Source organism: Kitasatospora sp. NPDC085464 (genome assembly GCF_044541955.1).
GTDB lineage: Bacteria > Actinomycetota > Actinomycetes > Streptomycetales > Streptomycetaceae > Kitasatospora.
Genome location: NZ_JBITTM010000082.1, coordinates 1 through 15,997, shown reverse-complemented (window position 1 = coordinate 15,997; position 15,997 = coordinate 1). Strand labels below are relative to the sequence as shown.

Below are 15,997 nucleotides of genomic sequence, written 5' to 3'. Positions count from 1 at the left end.
GCCCCCGCCTCCATGAGCCCCCCTTCGTCTTGGAGTACCCCCAAGTGCCACCGAAGATCAAATCCCGCAAGCCCACCGGCGTCGTGCCCTTCCCTCTGATCCTCATCGAGGGTGACGAGGGAGCGGGGAAGACGTACAGCACGATCGAGTTCAGCTCCTCCGACAAGATCGGGCAGATGTATGTGCTCGATCTCGCCGAGGGCTCCGCCGACGAGTACGGGGCGATTCCCGGCGCCCGGTTCGAGGTCATCGAGCATGACGGCACCTACCTGGACATCGCCGAACAGGTCGAGGCGGTCAAGGCCGAGGCCCGCCGCGCCGCCGAGGCCGGCGAGAAGCCGGTCGTCCTCGCGATCGACTCCGGGTCGGCCCTGTGGCGGATGCTCTCGAACTGGGCCTACGAGCGCGCCCGCCGCACCGACAAGAACCGTTTGAAGCTGGAGCGCAACCCGGACGCGAACGTCGACGTGACGCGGAACCTGTGGAACGACTCCACTGACCGCTGGTACCGCATCATCCACGCGCTCCAGACCTTCCCCGGCATCGCGATCATCCTGGCCCGGGGCAAGGACATCTCCGCGACGGACGACAACGGCCAGCCGCTCCTCGATGAGCGACGCCGCGTGGTACGGGAGTGGAAGGTAGCGGCTCAGAAGGACCTCGGGTTCGACTCGACCGTGTGGGTTCGGATGCGCCGCGACCAGGACCCGGAACTGATCAGGGCCCGCACACTGCGCTTTCGCGTGGAAAAGGGCAAGCCCATGCCGTTGCCGGACTTCTCCATCGAACGCCTCGTGTTCGATCTCCTGGGCTGCTCAACGGCCAGCCAGCCCCGGAACATGCCGGCGCTCGCCGGGGACCGCACCGGGCCGTGGATGGCACGTATCGAGGCGGCCCCCGACCGTGATGCGTGCGTGAAGCTGTGGAAGGAGCTCGACGCCGGGCCCGCTACCGGGCTGAGTGAGACCGAGTGGAAGACCGTGCGCCTGGCCGTCCAGGAACGGGTTCGGCAGCTGGCCGCTCCAGCCGCTGACATCGATGGCGATCCTGACGACGACGCCAGTCGCCTGCGGGCGGCTGCGGAGGCGCAGCAGGCGGAGGCCGACGCCGAATTCACCGGTCAGGAAGCGGCGTAGGCCCCCTGACCGTCTTGGTGGGCAGCTCAGGCGGGCTGCCCACCAGCTTCTTTCATCACGAACCAACGCACCTGCGAACGTCATCGCGGGCTGCGTGTCCACCGGGAGTGCTCACCCTTGTCCGCCCCTCCTGGGCCGTCCCCCTCAATCTGGGTGGCGGCCGACGCCGTCGACCGCGCTCGACCACGATCCAAGCAGCGGCAGCTTGGTGCCTCCGACACGGTGTGCGAGCGCCGAGCCGCATACGTCTACCACAACTGGCCCCGCACCGATCACGTCATCAGCCGCGCCGCGATCCTCGGGACGTACATCCACGAAGGCCTGACCACCGCCGCGAAGCGGGAGTTCGGGTGGCTGGTGGAGAAGAGAGTCGCTGACGAAGAGATCCGGGGAACGATCGACGTCGTCCAGTTAGACCACGCGACGGCCCGACGATTGCCCCGCCGGCTCCGACCGAAGGTCCCCGCCGACGTCACCACCGTCGAGGACATCAAGACCAAGTCCGTCCGACGCTGGGACCGGGTACTCCGGTACGGCGCGACCGAGGCCGAGCTTCGTCAAGTCCATACCTACGCCCGTGTCCTACGCACCCACGGATTCCTGGCCGTCGACGGACAGCGGGCCCTGGCACGGCTCGGACCGATACCGGTCGAGAGGATCCGGATTCGGTTCATCGACCGGGACTCCGGCGAGGAACACGTCCAGGAGATCCCATACGACCCGCAGCGTGCGGAGGAAGCCCGCTGGTGGCTGCAGCGCATCACCGAGACGAAGTCACCCGAAGACGCACGCAGGGACTTCTACGGCCCCGGGATCGACGCGGTGTGCGACTTCTGTCCGTTCGCGACCGCTTGCTGGGGCGTTCCGGCAGCTGGTCGTCCCGTACAGGCGAACGTCGTCCACACGGACGCCGACGTGGCACAGAAGCTCGCGGACTACACCGCGGCTCACGAGCAATGGGCCGCTGCCGACCGGGTCAAGAGGTTCGTCCGCAAGGCAGTCGACGCCACCCCTGCGGGCCAGTACGGGTCACACGTGCTGGGATGGCGCAGCTCGGAGGGCGACCATGAGGAGCCCGACTTCCGGCAGATCATCGAGCTGTACGACGACCTCAGCGTGCCCATCCCGACCGTCCCGGACAAGGACCGGATGGTCAAGGCGCTGATCACCGCTGGCATCGCCGTCCCCATACGGAAGATCAGGAAAGCGGCGAGCCGCGCGATCAGCGTCTCGACCGCTCCCAAGTAGCGGTCGGGCGGCCCGTGCCGCGTCCGGCCGGGCCGCCCGACTTCCGCAAGGGAACTCGACCACGACGAAAGAGCCAGTGTCGCCAAGACAGGGGGAAACCAGTGGCAGGGCAGCGAGGGCAGCCAGCCCGCATCCAACCGAAGCAGTACACGCATCTGATCGTCGTGCTGCGTGACAGCCCGACGATCGCGGCCGCGGCAGCCGCGATGAAGGTGGATCCCAGCACCATCTACCGGCTCTTGAAGCGCGAGCCCGTTCTCGCGCAGATGGCTGCGGCGGCGCGAGCGATCGCCGCTGGCGACAAGCCCACGCCGCAGCGGGCAATCTGCGGTACCGAGTCCCGGTACGTGCTGGAGGGCTGCCGCTGCGACGACTGCACCGAGGCTGCCACGTTGGCGCGTGCGAAGCGCCGTCAGAATCTGGCCGCCGTCTACGACTCTGTCCTCCCACCGCTGACTCGGCGGGAGGACGTTGCTGAAGGGGGGAGCAATCTTGACGTCCATCTATCACGACGCCGCTGTTGTCCGAGCTGACCGTGCGGCAGGCCCCGCTGAGGTCCCGGTCTGCCAGTGCTGCCCGCGCCGGCTGAAGCTCGAGGAGCTGAGTGCCGGTCGCGGAGTCTGCTGGCTCTGCGAGGAGCGGATCGCGGTCGGGCTGCAGGAGATCCGCACGCTGTGGCCGCGGCTCAGCGAGGTGGTGCACCAGGGCGCAGCGCCCCGGGACGAGGGCATGCCGAAGCCGCCCAGCGGGCCGGACGGATCCACCGCACCGGGCAACCTGGAGGCCTACGACCTGCTGGCCGGAGGAGTCACCGGACCGCTTCTGGCCCGTGAGGACGAGTGGCGGGCGGAACTGCGCCGCCACGATCCGCAGTGGCCGCTGACGCCTCACCGCGGCAGCCAGGACCAGACGGTGGCTGGGGTGCTTGAGTTCCTCGGCTCCAACCTGCGCTGGGCCTGCGGCGGCGGGTACACCGACGTCGACGATCTCGACACCGACGTGCGCCTGCTGGTGCGGCGGATGACCGCGGTGGTGAACAACGACCGCCGGCGGCCGTGCACGCTGAAGGCGCCGTGTCCGCTGCCGTCCCGCACCGACCCGGCCGACATGTGCGGTGGGGAGCTGGTGTACGAGCCGATTCCGGAGCCGGTGATCCGCTGCGGGCTGTGCAAGCAGCGGGTCGGCTACCAGTACTGGACCGACCTGGCCGACGTCGCCGGTCTTCTGGCCGCCTGACGAAGGGGAGCAGTTGGTGATGTTCGCGGATGGTGGGCGAGAGCCTACGGCTGAGGAGACCGCTCGTCAGATCGGCGTCAGCCTGATGGACCTGGGGGTGGTCCTGGCCCCGTTCTTCGACGTGGCTGAGGGCATCAAGCGGGAGCTGCTGGGCCGCGGCTGGTCGTCAGCGGCGGCCGAGGCCGCTGCCCTGGAGTGGCTGCGGGGCATGCTGCGTCGCATGACGGTCGATGGCGCGTGTCTGTGACGCTCCTCGAGGACGGTGTTCCGCAGGTGTCCGACCTGGTCACGGCCGGTCGTTCGTTGGCCAAGCGGAAGCGGTGGTCGCCATTCCTATTAGTGCGACGCGAGTGCCGGTCCCGGTCTAGAGTGAGCCGGGCGGGTCGTTGGCTACGTCCGGTAACGAGGGGGTACGCTACAGCCTTGGCGTCATTGTCCTGACGGGCAGTGACATGACCTGACCTCAAAATTCAAACTGGGGCCTTCCCGGTCTCGCGCGGCGTCGGAACCGCGTGTGCGAGTGGGAGACCCCAGGTGCAGTAGCGCCCGTTCGTGGTAGTCCGGGCCTTCTGCCGACGACACACAATCCGTCTTAGAGGAAGCGCAGTGCCGCAGGCCGATGATAGCGGGCGCCTGCCCGCATCCACTAGCCCGACCCGCCTCGCCGCCGTTGAGCATCACGCTCCGGCGCCGCGTAGCGGGTCGTCGTGTTTCCGGACCGGGTCTGGTCCGGGTGGTTCTCCCGAGAAGGCAGAGAGTATGAGGTAAACGCACGTAGGCGGCTCACGGGCCGCCTGGCCGGCCGAGGTGTTCCAGCACCTCAAGGCCAGCCGCAATGTCACCCCGCCGGGTTGAGTTCCAGCTCACTCCAGCGGACTTCACCCCCGTAGGCCTCCGGTTTCCAGGCCACCGGCCGACGGGGTTCACGCCCAGAGCACCGAGACGGGGCTCTGTCGCGCCCTCTTCAGGAAGGAGGCGCACCATCATGGTGCCTTACCACGCCCCTGTTCGCCAATCCACCGAGAATGCGCGCGCGCCGAAGACCACCCGAAAGTGGTCGCCCGCCCGCACCGAGACCGTCTCCGGCACCATGTCCCGGCGAACTACCCCCGCCCGGTGGTGGCGCGATGTCCAGGCCGCTCACCAGGCCGGACTCATCCCCGGGGCGACAGCCACCACGCTGACCGTCGCTCAGGACCTCGTCTGCCGCATGGACTGGACCACCGGTCAGGTCCGCTACTGCTGGACCGGTGTGATGAACCGCACAGGTCTCTCCCGGACCGCGGTCGCCACCCACATCCGCCACCTGCGGGCCGCAGGCTGGCTCGCCTGGGCCGAGCACGGCAGCCACCTCAACTCCAAGCGCGTCCGTGGCCAGGAGGGGTACGCGGCGACGGCCACGGTGTACGCCGCCGTGGTCCCGCCGCTCTTCGACCAGCACGTCGGCAACCGTGTCGAGGGCGCCGGGTACACCGCGCGGGTCGTCGGCGTGACCGAGCGGGGCCGCCAGGAACGCATCGACCGGGCTCAGCACGACGCGGCGGCGAAGGCTTCGCGTACCCCTTCCTTGAGGGTGGTTAGGGAAGAGGGTCAGGTTCAGGTGAGTGATGGGTTTTCAACTACCACGCACGCGCGGCCGGCGAAGAGCAAGCCGCGTAGGACGATCCTCGGTGCAACGGTCACCCGGGCCATGGCCGACCGTGCCGAGCGGGCTGCCCGGTACATCCGGCCGCTGGTGACGTGGTGCCAGACCGCAAGCCTCCGGCAGCTGTCATGGACACTGCTGGACCTGGTCGCCCGAGGCTGGGACGAGATCCGCATCCTGGTGTGGGTTCGCGAGCAGGCGAAGACTGCCCACGGAGGGGTGACCTGGAGGCCTGACCGGCCGCACCGCTACCTGGCCGGGTGCCTCCGCCTGGAGAGCGTCCTGGAGGCCGAAGCGGCCCGGCGCGCCGCCGAGGCCGAGAACCGCCTCGCTCCGGACGCCAACCTGGAGTGGTTGGCCTGGCTGAGTACCCGGTTGGCGGCCGCCGAGGCGCCCGCACCGGACATCGAGCCGGAGCCTGCCCTGACGGTCGACGGGCTCACCCTCGAGGAGATCGCCGACCTGCGCACCCAGGCCCGTACAGAACTGGCAGCAGGCCGGGGAGAGCTGGTGCGAGTCATGGTCGAGGCCCACGGCCTGACCGTCGCCCGCCAACTGCTCGGCCAGGTCGTAGACCCGGCGCTGCGCCTCACCGGGGTGTCCCGGCGAACCCGACTGGCGGTGGTGGCATGAGCGAACACCTGCAGGTCGGACCCGACCTTGCCCGGATAGCGCTCGCCCGGGCCCGGGAAGCCGCACGACAGCAAACACTCGCGCCCAAGCGAGCCGATCCGAAAAAGCCGAAGAGGGCGCCTGTCCGCTCCGGCGGCCGTGAGCCAGCGGCGTTCGCCGCAGTGCTCGAGCGCCTGGTGGAGGAGGCCGGCTGGAGACGCGGCGCCGCGGCTGGCAGCATCATCGACCAGTGGCCCGGGATCGTCGGACCGGACCGCGCGAAGAACTGGCGCGCTGTCGGGTATGACCCCAGCACCCAGGTCCTGACCATCAGCGTGACGAGCGCGGCCTGGTCGACAGCGCTGCGCCTGGATCAGGCCCGCCTCCTCGCGCTCCTGGGACAGCGGTTCCCCGGGACCGTCGGCAGCATCCGGGTGCGCACTGGCGGCCCCCAGCCGGTGGAACCCGAGCAGGTCGATCACCACCAGCCGGTGTCCGTGGGACGTCCAACGCTCAAGGGCTGGTGCGGGCAGCCGCCCGGCACCGAGTACCGCGCGGTGCGCCAGCAGCTGCGTACCGCGAAGACCAGCCCCGACGACAGCGAGGCCGTCAATCCGTTCCTGCCCGAGGGGTACGGCCGGCTGGGACGTGAACCGGAGGACCGGTTCCTGCCCGGACGCGATCTGGCCCGTGCCGCCGCCGAAGCCCAGCAGTTCTCGTCCGCCCGGCGCTCGCTCGAAGCCCACTACCGCGCACTCGCCACCGCACGTCAGCAACGAAGGGAGCAACCAACGTGAACGACACCGGGCCAGCCGCCAGGGCCCCACGGGCTTGCCTGCTCCACCACGACGTCCACCCCATGACCAGCGCGTGCTGGGAGGCGGTGTTCGCCTGGGTCGCCAGGGAGAAGAGCCGCTACCCGCACCGCACTGTCTGGGAACTCCAAGACGCCTACGAACTCGCGTTCGAGCGCTCCCTGCTCGATCAGCTCATTTGCACCTGAACCCCCGAGGAGACTTCCGTGGCAACGATCGCTTCCAGCCTCTCTGCACACCAGCTTCAGGCTCTGCAGCAGACCACGGGTCGTGTCCGGCGCGCGCGGGCCACCTCGCCCGGCTCCACGGATCGAGCTGGCGTTGACCAGCTGTTTCTCGAGCCCCACTACCTCGACGGCCTGCCGTACCACGAAACCTGCGGCTTGACGGTCCCTTTTGACGACTGGGACTGACTCTGAATTCCGCAAGAACGCATCGGACAGGACTAGGAGATCAACGGCCGAACAAGTTCGGTCACCAGTGGCGGAGAACCGCCACCGTCGTGACACGGGCTGAACAAGTGTCTAGAATCCTCCCGCTGGGAGTACGCCTCCCAACTACTCCACCACCCCCGCCAGATGGCGGGGGGAGGAGGAGGGGACTCATACCCCCTTGCTGCGCTGTCAATCCTTGTCGGCAACACGGTGTCAGTGCGGGAAGGGGGAATGACAATGGCCATAAGAGACTCTTAAATCCTGGCCGTGCAACTAGCGCCTCCGAGGGTTTCTTGAAACCCTTTGCCTGCCGGACCCACGATCGGAGCCCTCTGCATGTCCCCGAGCGCCGCGTTGACCGACGGCATACCCGAGCCTCGGTCACCCCGTCTCGCTCCCGTGGTGAACCTCGCGTCCTGGCAGGCCCGCTCGGCGTCCGCCGCTGCCGCAGACGAGGCGGTCTCCCAAGCACGCGAGCACTGGACCAGAGTCCTCGCCGCAGCCGATCTGAGCTGGTCAACTCACAGCTCGGTGAGCCAGGTCGTCACCGTCATCGCCGAAGAACTGGAACGCCTGGTCGGCGGCCTGCACGCAATACGCGAAGGCGGCGGTCATCTCGGCTTGCCCCCCAACCCGGACGCCGGCCTCGACCTCACCGGCGCCCTGGCGATCCTGGAACTGCTGAAGGACCTCGAGGACGCGGCCGAGGCCCGCTAGTCCAGGTGTTGTTCCCGGCTGGTAGCCCACCAGTAGATGACCTGATCGCGAGTCGGGACCGTCTGGAACTCACCACGCTCGGCTAGCCTTCGCCTGAGCGCACCCAGGGCCTGCTTGACCCGGCTCACCGAGACGGACAGCTCCCGCGCGATGACCTCGTAGGTGCGGCCAGCAACCAGTGAACGCAGGATCGACCGTTCCTGCTGCGTGGTCACCGGCCCGGTCCTCTGATCGTCGCTGCGGTCGGCCTGCCACGGTTCGGCGCGGTCCCACGCCAGGTTGAAGACCTCGACGACGAACGCCACCATCGCCGGGGCGGTCACCATCCAGGCCGGCGCCGAACCCTTCTCCGGTGGCGTGCGGAAGCTGGGGATGAAGGCGGTGGTCTCGTCGATCACGATGATGCGGGTGAACGGCGCGGCCAGCAGGCGGACCTGGGCGCCGAGGCCGGTCATGTAGTCCACCCATTCCCGGGTGGCGATCCCGTCGGATCCCGGGGCGATCGCGCTGGAGTGGTAGAGAGTGCGCATGGCGACGCCGCGGCGGATCGCCTTGCTGTCCCGCTCCCAGGAGTACGCCAGCTTCTTCGGGGAGCGCGCTCCGCCGGGCTGTGCGGTCAGAAGGCTGTGGCTGGCGCCCTCGATCTTCTCATCGATGGCGTAGTTCACGTTGCAGCCGTAGACGTACTCGATGCCGTTGGTCGAGGTACAGCCTTCCCTGGACAGGCTCCCCATGAGGACGTGGAGACCGCGAACGCGGTCCAAGGTCTCTTGAAGGGTATTCAGGGCGGTAGCCGTAGCGCGGCGTTCGAACACTTCCAGCGGTACCGCGGTGTACCGGCCTGGCTCGACGCTCGCCGGCACCAGCAGGCCCAGTCTGAGCAGCAGGTCCAGGAAGGGACTGTCGTCCGGGATGCGCTCGTGCCGCAGGGCGCGCTGCCAGAGGGCAAGTGCAGGTTGCGGCAGGGCACCTGACGTCAGGGCCGCCGCTGCGGCCGCCGCTATGTCCGATTCCTCAGTATTGAACGATGTACCTTCGGACACAGGACGGACGTGCACCAACGCTCCTCTTGATCGGCATATGCGCTCCAGGCGAACCTTAGTCCGGATGATCATCCAATTGCACTCATATCAACGGCCCAGTACTGGCCAGTGAATCCCACCCACCCATCGACTCGAGAGACCAGATGCGCCTCATCACCAACACCCGCCGCGCCGCGGTGGGCATCCTGCTGGCCGTCCTGGCAGCCCTCGCCTTGTACAGCACCTACGCCAACACCCGGGCCAGCGCCGCTGATTCCACCTGGGGCCACGGCGACACCGTGGTCGTCGCGGACTCCACCTGGGGCGTGACGGCGCCGCCGCCGCCTCCGGCCCCGGGCAATCTGGGCGGTGATCAGTCCGGTCAGACTGGCCCGGGCCAGGATCAGAATCCGGACACCCCGAACGACTCCACCTGGGGCTGAACTGATCCGTGGGCTGAGCTCGTCTGAAGGCCCGGGCCCACAGTGCGGGGGCAGGTGCCAATAAACGGGGGGAACAGAGAAATGCGCCACCAGCAGGCCCGGACGAACGCTGCTCACCGGGTCGCAGAAGACAACCACTGGATCACAGCCGGCTCTACGGGGGCGGGCGCAGTGGTGACAGGGGATCGGCACGCGGCCGGCCCGGAGGTTCCGCTGAACCTTCGCGTGTACGAGGTCGCCGAGCTTCTTGACCGCGAACTGGCGGAGTTCGCGCATCGCCACGCTTCCGGGCCAGCGCCGACCGGGCGCAAGCACCTGGCCGCGTACGCCTACTCCATCGCCCAGCAGGCCGATGCCGACGCTCGCAGCGACTACGAGGTGCTGCAGATGGCCTCGAACCTCCGCGCCGCGATGGAAACCGGGGACGCCGACCAGGCGGTGGGCAAGCTCACCTGCCCCGGTTGCCTCTGCTGGTCACTCATCAGTGCCCGCATCCGCGGACAGTGGCACTGTGTCTGCCTCAACCTGCGCTGCGCGCCGACTCCCGACGCGCCACGCAGCTGGGCGCTCGCGGACGTCGCCAGGCACAACCTCGTCGCAGTCTCGTGACCACCCAGACGAGGCCACCGGCCTGCCCGACACGTCGCTACCTGTCCGGTCGGCCCCGAGACCTGATCACCTGGGCGCAGGCCAGCGAGGCCATCGCGCAGTCACCCCACCCGATGTCGGAACGCAACCTGCGTCGGCTGTACCGGATGCACGGAGGGTGCGTGTACCGGCTGGTCGGTGTCCGCGGTGAGCTGGTGAGCAGGACCGCGGTGTTCGAGTGGCACCGCAACTACTGGAGAGGCTGGGCGCAGACCCCGGTACGAACCCCCGCACGCCGCTAAGTAGATCCGCACACGAATGCCCTGGACAGGCCACCTGACCAGGGCATTCGTGTTTCCGCCAGCCCTTTACTCAATTGCGCGCGCATTTGAGTAGGGCTAGGATTGGTAGTGCCGAGAAGGACTCGTTGCGGGGCCTTCGACATGCGCCGTCGAGGGCCCCGCAACGGGCACACCAACCCCCTGCGGAGCCCCCTGTGAGTACTGTCCGTGATCCACCCATGCCCGAAACCGGCCGTACCCCAGCACCCCGCCGGGTGCCGTGGGACACCCTCAACGCCGAGCAACAACACCTCGTCACAACGGCCCTGGACCTTCTCGGAACCGCCAACGGCCTCACCGAGGACGAAGCCCCCGTTACCACCCCGCCGGCCAGGGCCGCGCTCAGCACACTGGCGGCCGCCGTCGCCGGTCTCACCGTCACCTCCGGAGCAGAGCTCGCCCAGTGCTACGACTGCACCGACCTGGTCGACGGATACGACACCACCGTGACCAACGGCGGAGTCATCGTCTGCGACGACTGCCACCACCTCCGGATTGCCGCCGACCCGGACTTCTGGCGGCCCGACACCACCCTCTACGACGACTGATGCCCAACCACCAGCCGCCTGCCGCGCGCCCCGCTCGGCCCCGCGGCCGCGCCCGCCGAGCGCCGAAGCGCAAGTCCGCGAGGCCGGTCAACTGGCGACGGCCAGCCCGTCGACTTCCCCGATCCCGTCCAGCAATCGGACGGTCCCCACCAACGGAGACGCCCCTTGCCTGAACAACCCGCCACCGACCCCACGAGCCAGCTCCTCTTCGAGTGCACGGTCTTCGGCATGCCCGCCCCCCAGGGCAGCAAGTCACCGAAGGGCCTGCGCCGCACCAAGAAGGGCAACCTGGTCTCGAACCTGGTCGAGTCAAGCCAACTGGTCGGTCCCTGGCGCGACGCCGTCAAGGCCACCGCGATCCGGACCAGACTTGCCCTCCCGACCTGGCGAACCCTGGACGGTCCCCTCGCCGCGGAGATGCACTTCACCCTCCCCCGCCCCAAGAGCGCCCCCGCCTCGCGCACCCGCCCCGACCGCTACCCCGACCTCAGTAAGCTCGTTCGCTCAACCGAAGACGCCCTGACAACCGCTCAGATCTGGCGCGACGACGCCCGCGTGGTCGAGTACGAGGCCCTGGCCAAGCACTACGTCGGCAGCAAGGACCCCCGCGCTCTGGCACGGCCCGGCGTGATCATCCGTATCTGGAGTCCACGTGACCCGCACCACCAACCTGATTGCCGCGACGCATCTGCGGCATCTCACCGACACGGGGAGCAGCCCGGCTGACATCCGTGACCTCGCCGGCCTGAACCAGTCCACCTACCGGGCGGCCTGGCGCAACCGTCCCGTTCCCCCGCTTGTGCACGCACGCGTCCTCGCCCTGTCGCTGCCCGCCTCGCTTGAGATCGACGCTGAGAAGCCCAACTTGGGTACGCGTCGCCGCCTGCAGGCGCTGGTGCATCAGGGCTTCCCGCCAACGTTCCTCGCAGCGGCGCTCGACTGGCCAGCCGACCAACTGCAGACCCACCTGCGCGCCCACAGCATCCGGCACACCGTCCACCGGCACGCCCAGGTCCGGGCTCTGTACGACCAGCTCTGGGACCAGGAGCCAACGAATTACGGCGTGTCGGTCGACCAGGCCGAGGAGGCCCAGCGACTCGCGCAGGAGCAGCGGTGGCCTGGCCCACTGCACTGGGACGACGCGCTGATCGAGCAGCCCGTCGGGCATTCGAGGCTCACGTCCACAGGGCAGCTGCAGCCGCCGCCCGACATGGCGGCCGTCATCCGCGCCTTCGACGGCGAGCCGATCGCCCTGCGCGCAGCTGACCGCACTGCGGCGATCGTCCGAGCTCACCTCCAGCAGCGCCTGGACGCCGTCGCCATCGGCGAAGCCCTCGGCTTGAAGCCCGACAGTGTCAAGCGGACCTGGGACCGCGCCAAGAAGCGGGCGGTCAAGGACAACGAGCCCTGGGCCCAGTTGATCCCCTACCTCGCGGAGGCCGCCGCGGACATTGCGAACAGCAACCGCCAAGTCGACCTCGTCCGCACCATCCACTACACCCGCCCCGTCATCCGCACCGCTGCCTAAGGAGCCGCCCCCGTGGCTGGAGAAACGCTCATCACCCTGATCGGAAACCTCGTTGACGACCCCGAGCTGCGCTTCACCCCCTCGGGGGCTGCGGTCGCGAAGTTCCGGATCGCCTCCACCCCCCGCACCTTCGACCGCCAGACCAACGAATGGCAGGACGGTGAGAGCCTCTTCCTCACCTGCAACGTCTGGCGACAGCCCGCCGAGAACGTGGCCGAGTCCCTGCAGCGCGGCATGCGCGTCATCGTTCAGGGCTTCCTCAAGCAGCGCTCCTACGAGACCAAGGAGGGCGAGAAGCGCAGCGTCTTCGAGGTCGAGGTCCAGGAGGTCGGGCCCTCCCTGCGAGGCGCGACGGCCAAGGTGACGCGTTCGCAGCGGTCCGGCGAGCGCACCGCCACGAACGGGTGGCCACAGAACCGCGGCGGCTCGGGTGGCGGTGCAGGCCCCAGCGCGTCGCAGCCCAACCCGTGGACCACGCAGGGGCCGGCAGGCGATCCGTGGGGCGGTGACGCGCAGAGCGACCTCAACCAGGAGCCGCCGTTCTGATCCGTCTGCGTTCTGCAGGCGCGGTTCGAAGGCGTGAGCCATGCCCTGAGCAATAGGCAGCACCACCTTGAGTTCCGGCCTGCGCAGCACCCAATCTGATGAGATCGCTGTGATGTCGGGGCGGTGCGTCTACTCGCCAGGCCGTGGTGCCGGTACCGTGATCAACAGCAGCGAGCCCCCGGAATGGGCGCGGGAGTTACCGTCTTCCGCGATCAACCCGGGGGCTCGACTCGTGGTGAGGCTACGTCAGGTCTTCGAAGCCCCAGGCCGTAGCCAGCTTGCGGTAGTCCTCCGTGGCGGGGGCTTGCTTGGCCAGCAGCGGAAGCGGGGCCTGCTGGCTCCACATGCGCTTCGCGACAGCCGAGTACCCGACGTACGGCCAAGGCTTCACGAGATGCCCGTAGTCCCGTTCCATGACCTCGACGGCCTCGCGGTTGTCAGCTTCCTTGTTCTTGCCCTTCTGCACGCCGATCAGCGGAATGCGCTTGACCGTGGGCCGGGCGGGGATGCTCTTGGTCTTGCCGTACGTCTCCCGAAGAAGCTCCAGCTCCTTGAAGAGCGCAGGGATCCCCTCAACGGCCTTGCTGCTTGCCAGACACGACGGGATCACCTCGTCGTTCTCGTCCAGCATCATGTTGGCCGTGCCGACCAGCTTCCCGTAGTTCGCGGGGTTGTCGAGGAACAGCATGTCGTCGTCCCCCTCGTACTCGTCCCGCAGGAAGTCCTTGAACCAGTTGAAGCGGTGCGCGTACTTGGTCTCGGAGAGCAGGGTGTCGGCGTTCGTGAGCAACCCGGATGCCGGCAGCACGAAGAGGTTCGGGATGTCGAAGTACTCGTCGTCCTCTCGCCTCTCCCCAACAAAGGTCCGGTAGCGTGCCTGCACCCGCACTTCCTCGAACGATGCTTCCCCGAGGATGAAGTCGAGGATCGTCGGCTGGTTGGGGGCGAGCAGGTCCGGGTGCCAGCCCAGGACCGCGCTAGCGTTGCACTGCTGGTCGAGGTCCAACACCGTGATCTTGTAGCCACGAAGGGCAAGCGTCACGGCCATCGAGGTGCACGTGGTCGTCTTGCTGGCGCCTCCTCGGGCGAGGAGGAAGGACCAGAGCTGAGGCCACGAGCGGCCTCCTGGTCGGAACCGCGGGTCTACGGCCCGTGAGGTGATGAGGTCGGTCAAGGATCAGCCTTTCTCAGGTGCGGGCGGTGGTTTACCGGCCCGAGGTGGGGAGCCCCAGTTGGCGCTTCTCCCAGTCGGTGTCGGGGATGTAACCGGCGCTTCGCAGGAACTCGACGTATCGCTTGTCCTGAGCGTCGTAGCTTGCCCGGCGGCGGTCTGCAGCGCGAATCTCTGCGCCAGCCAGCGCCACCGCGAAGGCGGCCCGCTCGACCAGAGCCGGCCGCTCCGACTGGAGCACGGCCTGAAAATACGCCGAGGCAGGGGTGACGTCGAGCTCGTGAACGTTGGCAGCGACCAACCAGGCATGTGCTTGGTTCTGCGCTGCCGCCAGGTTCAGGCTCGTCAGCAGCGCACCCTGCATCATGCTGGCGCGCTCTTCCTCGGTGACACCTTCGTAGGTCTCCAGCAGGCTTCGGCAAGCCGCGCTCCGGTCCGCGGCAGCGTTCTTCCGGTCCTGAGCGAATCGATCCTCGCCAGACGCTCCCTTCGCTGGGGCGCTGGCGGAGGCAGGAGCTGCTGGTGGAGCTTCAACCGGCGCAGCGGCAGAAGCGGGTGCCTGCTGATCGTTGGTCGGAGTCTCGCGTCGCGGCTCCGACGCCACCGGCGACACGGGGGCGCTCGGCGCCGACGGGGAGTCGCTGACGACGGGCGCGCCAGCCTCCGGCGAAGGTGAGGCAGCCTGGTGGGGAACGGCCAAGCTGACGATCGGCAGCTTCCCCTGGAGCACCTGGTTGATGGCCTCCCTGTGCGTCAGCTCCTGGTCGGCCCCCAAGAGCTCCACCACAGCGGTCTGCCGGTCGTGATCGGGCAACGCTGCGGCAATCTCCAGGGCGGCCTTAGGTCCCAGATGCCCCTCAGACAGTGCCGCCTGTGCGGTTGGCGACAGCTTCAAGAGCGAGAGCCGCTTGGAGATGTGACCACGGCTCCGGCCAGAGACCAGGGCGATGTCCGTGTAGGACATGCGCTTCTGCTCCTGGAACCTGAGGTACTGCCGCGCCTCCTCGATCGGCGTCGGGTTCTTCCGCAGGAGGTTCTCGCTCGCGATGATCTCTTCTGCGTCATCGATCAGATCGTCCCGAAGGAATGCGTCGATGTCTTTCAGGCCTGCCTGCTGTGCCGCTCGCCAACGACGCTCTCCGAAGAGGATCACCCAGGGGGCGGCTTCCACCGCGGCGACCTTCGCCGCCCGTTCAGGATCGGCACGGAGCTCATCCCCCCAACGCTTCAGGTACGGCTCCGAGCGCATCACCGAGATCGCCTGCAGCACCCCCTTAGTCTTCATGTGCTCGGCCTCGGCGGTGACGTCGCCGGGGTCGCGGTCGTTGTGGGGGCTCGGTGCGATCTCGTTGAGGGGGATGGTCACGATGTCGCCGTTGGAGGCACTCGCCACGTAGATCGCGCTCGCGTAGGTCGGCCGCTGCGGCGGCTCCTCCGCCTTGGGGCCTTCCGGGTCGGTCCCCTGGCTGGGGACAGGGGGTGTTGGCTCTGTCCTGGTCCTCTTCTTCTTACCCGCGGTCGGCAGGTCGATCGGCACGGTGTCTCCCTTCTGCTATCGGCTTGGTATCGGGGAGACTATCGGCTTCGCATCGTGCAGCCGGTCATCACCCCGAACGATTCGCACCAACCTGGGTGGCGGCGGCCCTGTTTCCCGCGGAAACACCCCGGGTGCCAGGTCCCCCTCAGTGGCCTGGTGTCGTCGACCTCGATCCACGAGAACAGCTCGACCCCCGCGGCTTCATGTGTCACAGGAGACCCCCACCCAAGCCGGCGCGGGTCGTTTTCGACGCGGGTGCCGTGGGTGGGGGGTGGGTCATGAGGGTGGGGTGGGGTGCCCCCGGCCGCGCTGGCGGCCGGGGGCTGGTGGCGTGTTAGCCGCCGATGGGTCCCGGGTTGTTGGTCGGGGTGGCCGTCGGGGTTCCGCTGGACGGGGTGCCGGGGGCACTGGGGGTCGTAGCGGTGGGGGT

The 15,997-nt window shown here is 68.4% G+C and carries 20 protein-coding genes; 17 read left to right on the top strand and 3 right to left on the bottom strand.

Going from position 1 to position 15,997, the window contains the following annotated elements:
• Nucleotides 1–44: 44 nt before the first annotated feature.
• The 10 genes from ACIGG8_RS40860 (at nucleotide 45) to ACIGG8_RS40815 (ending at nucleotide 7,843) form a co-directional block, all read left to right on the top strand.
• Nucleotides 45–1,136 carry an AAA family ATPase gene (locus tag ACIGG8_RS40860; protein WP_396553643.1) on the top strand — a complete coding sequence of 364 codons (1,092 nt, stop codon included), beginning with the start codon at nucleotides 45–47 and terminating at the stop codon, nucleotides 1,134–1,136.
• 153 nt (nucleotides 1,137–1,289) lie between these two features.
• Nucleotides 1,290–2,384: a hypothetical protein gene (locus ACIGG8_RS40855; protein ID WP_396553642.1), complete on the top strand. Its 1,095-nt coding sequence runs from the start codon at nucleotides 1,290–1,292 to the stop codon at nucleotides 2,382–2,384.
• Nucleotides 2,385–2,485: 101 nt separating this feature from the next.
• On the top strand, nucleotides 2,486–2,917 hold the full coding sequence (locus ACIGG8_RS40850; protein WP_396553641.1) for a hypothetical protein: 432 nt from the start codon (nucleotides 2,486–2,488) through the stop codon (nucleotides 2,915–2,917).
• Nucleotides 2,877–3,620, top strand: coding sequence for a hypothetical protein (locus ACIGG8_RS40845; RefSeq protein ID WP_396553640.1), 744 nt, complete (start codon nucleotides 2,877–2,879; stop codon nucleotides 3,618–3,620). The genes ACIGG8_RS40850 and ACIGG8_RS40845 overlap by 41 nt, the downstream gene beginning before the upstream one ends.
• A gap of 16 nt (nucleotides 3,621–3,636) precedes the next feature.
• Nucleotides 3,637–3,867: a hypothetical protein gene (locus tag ACIGG8_RS40840; RefSeq protein ID WP_396553639.1), complete on the top strand. Its 231-nt coding sequence runs from the start codon at nucleotides 3,637–3,639 to the stop codon at nucleotides 3,865–3,867.
• An 843-nt stretch (nucleotides 3,868–4,710) separates the two neighbouring features.
• On the top strand, nucleotides 4,711–5,898 hold the full coding sequence (locus ACIGG8_RS40835) for a hypothetical protein (RefSeq protein ID WP_396553638.1): 1,188 nt from the start codon (nucleotides 4,711–4,713) through the stop codon (nucleotides 5,896–5,898).
• Entirely contained in the window at nucleotides 5,895–6,674 is a 780-nt protein-coding gene (locus ACIGG8_RS40830) for a DciA family protein (protein ID WP_396553637.1), read from the top strand. Before ACIGG8_RS40835 ends, ACIGG8_RS40830 begins: the two co-directional genes overlap by 4 nt.
• Nucleotides 6,671–6,880, top strand: coding sequence for a hypothetical protein (locus tag ACIGG8_RS40825; RefSeq protein ID WP_396553636.1), 210 nt, complete (start codon nucleotides 6,671–6,673; stop codon nucleotides 6,878–6,880). The genes ACIGG8_RS40830 and ACIGG8_RS40825 overlap by 4 nt, the downstream gene beginning before the upstream one ends.
• 18 nt (nucleotides 6,881–6,898) lie before the next feature.
• Nucleotides 6,899–7,105, top strand: coding sequence for a hypothetical protein (locus ACIGG8_RS40820; RefSeq protein ID WP_396553635.1), 207 nt, complete (start codon nucleotides 6,899–6,901; stop codon nucleotides 7,103–7,105).
• A gap of 423 nt (nucleotides 7,106–7,528) precedes the next feature.
• Complete coding sequence (locus ACIGG8_RS40815) at nucleotides 7,529–7,843, top strand: hypothetical protein (protein WP_396553634.1); 315 nt, start codon at nucleotides 7,529–7,531, stop codon at nucleotides 7,841–7,843.
• On the opposite strand, the gene ACIGG8_RS40810 is transcribed toward ACIGG8_RS40815, so the two are convergent.
• Nucleotides 7,840–8,901: a hypothetical protein gene (locus tag ACIGG8_RS40810; protein WP_396553633.1), complete on the bottom strand. Its 1,062-nt coding sequence runs from the start codon at nucleotides 8,899–8,901 to the stop codon at nucleotides 7,840–7,842. The two genes, ACIGG8_RS40815 and ACIGG8_RS40810, sit on opposite strands and share 4 nt — an antisense overlap.
• 128 nt (nucleotides 8,902–9,029) lie before the next feature.
• Between ACIGG8_RS40810 and ACIGG8_RS40805 the strand changes: the two genes are divergently transcribed.
• From ACIGG8_RS40805 to ACIGG8_RS40775, 7 genes are all read left to right on the top strand, one after another.
• A complete protein-coding gene (locus tag ACIGG8_RS40805) occupies nucleotides 9,030–9,308 on the top strand; it encodes a hypothetical protein (protein WP_396553632.1) in 279 nt (92 codons plus the stop codon).
• Nucleotides 9,309–9,389: 81 nt separating this feature from the next.
• Nucleotides 9,390–9,917: a hypothetical protein gene (locus ACIGG8_RS40800; RefSeq protein ID WP_396553631.1), complete on the top strand. Its 528-nt coding sequence runs from the start codon at nucleotides 9,390–9,392 to the stop codon at nucleotides 9,915–9,917.
• Nucleotides 9,914–10,198 (top strand): hypothetical protein, encoded by a 285-nt coding sequence (locus ACIGG8_RS40795; RefSeq protein ID WP_396553630.1) that lies wholly within the window; start codon nucleotides 9,914–9,916, stop codon nucleotides 10,196–10,198. Before ACIGG8_RS40800 ends, ACIGG8_RS40795 begins: the two co-directional genes overlap by 4 nt.
• A gap of 218 nt (nucleotides 10,199–10,416) precedes the next feature.
• On the top strand, nucleotides 10,417–10,785 hold the full coding sequence (locus ACIGG8_RS40790) for a hypothetical protein (RefSeq protein ID WP_396553629.1): 369 nt from the start codon (nucleotides 10,417–10,419) through the stop codon (nucleotides 10,783–10,785).
• Nucleotides 10,786–10,950: 165 nt separating this feature from the next.
• Nucleotides 10,951–11,511 carry a RusA family crossover junction endodeoxyribonuclease gene (locus ACIGG8_RS40785; RefSeq protein ID WP_396553628.1) on the top strand — a complete coding sequence of 187 codons (561 nt, stop codon included), beginning with the start codon at nucleotides 10,951–10,953 and terminating at the stop codon, nucleotides 11,509–11,511.
• Nucleotides 11,438–12,313 carry a hypothetical protein gene (locus ACIGG8_RS40780; RefSeq protein ID WP_396553627.1) on the top strand — a complete coding sequence of 292 codons (876 nt, stop codon included), beginning with the start codon at nucleotides 11,438–11,440 and terminating at the stop codon, nucleotides 12,311–12,313. The genes ACIGG8_RS40785 and ACIGG8_RS40780 overlap by 74 nt, the downstream gene beginning before the upstream one ends.
• A gap of 12 nt (nucleotides 12,314–12,325) precedes the next feature.
• The gene (locus tag ACIGG8_RS40775; RefSeq protein WP_396553626.1) at nucleotides 12,326–12,859 is read left to right on the top strand and encodes a single-stranded DNA-binding protein; all 534 of its coding nucleotides are present in this window, start codon (nucleotides 12,326–12,328) and stop codon (nucleotides 12,857–12,859) included.
• A gap of 241 nt (nucleotides 12,860–13,100) precedes the next feature.
• On the opposite strand, the gene ACIGG8_RS40770 is transcribed toward ACIGG8_RS40775, so the two are convergent.
• Nucleotides 13,101–14,033 carry a ParA family protein gene (locus tag ACIGG8_RS40770; protein ID WP_396553625.1) on the bottom strand — a complete coding sequence of 311 codons (933 nt, stop codon included), beginning with the start codon at nucleotides 14,031–14,033 and terminating at the stop codon, nucleotides 13,101–13,103.
• Nucleotides 14,034–14,064: 31 nt separating this feature from the next.
• Complete coding sequence (locus tag ACIGG8_RS40765; protein WP_396553624.1) at nucleotides 14,065–15,567, bottom strand: ParB/RepB/Spo0J family partition protein; 1,503 nt, start codon at nucleotides 15,565–15,567, stop codon at nucleotides 14,065–14,067.
• Between the last annotated feature and the right edge of the window lie 430 nt (nucleotides 15,568–15,997).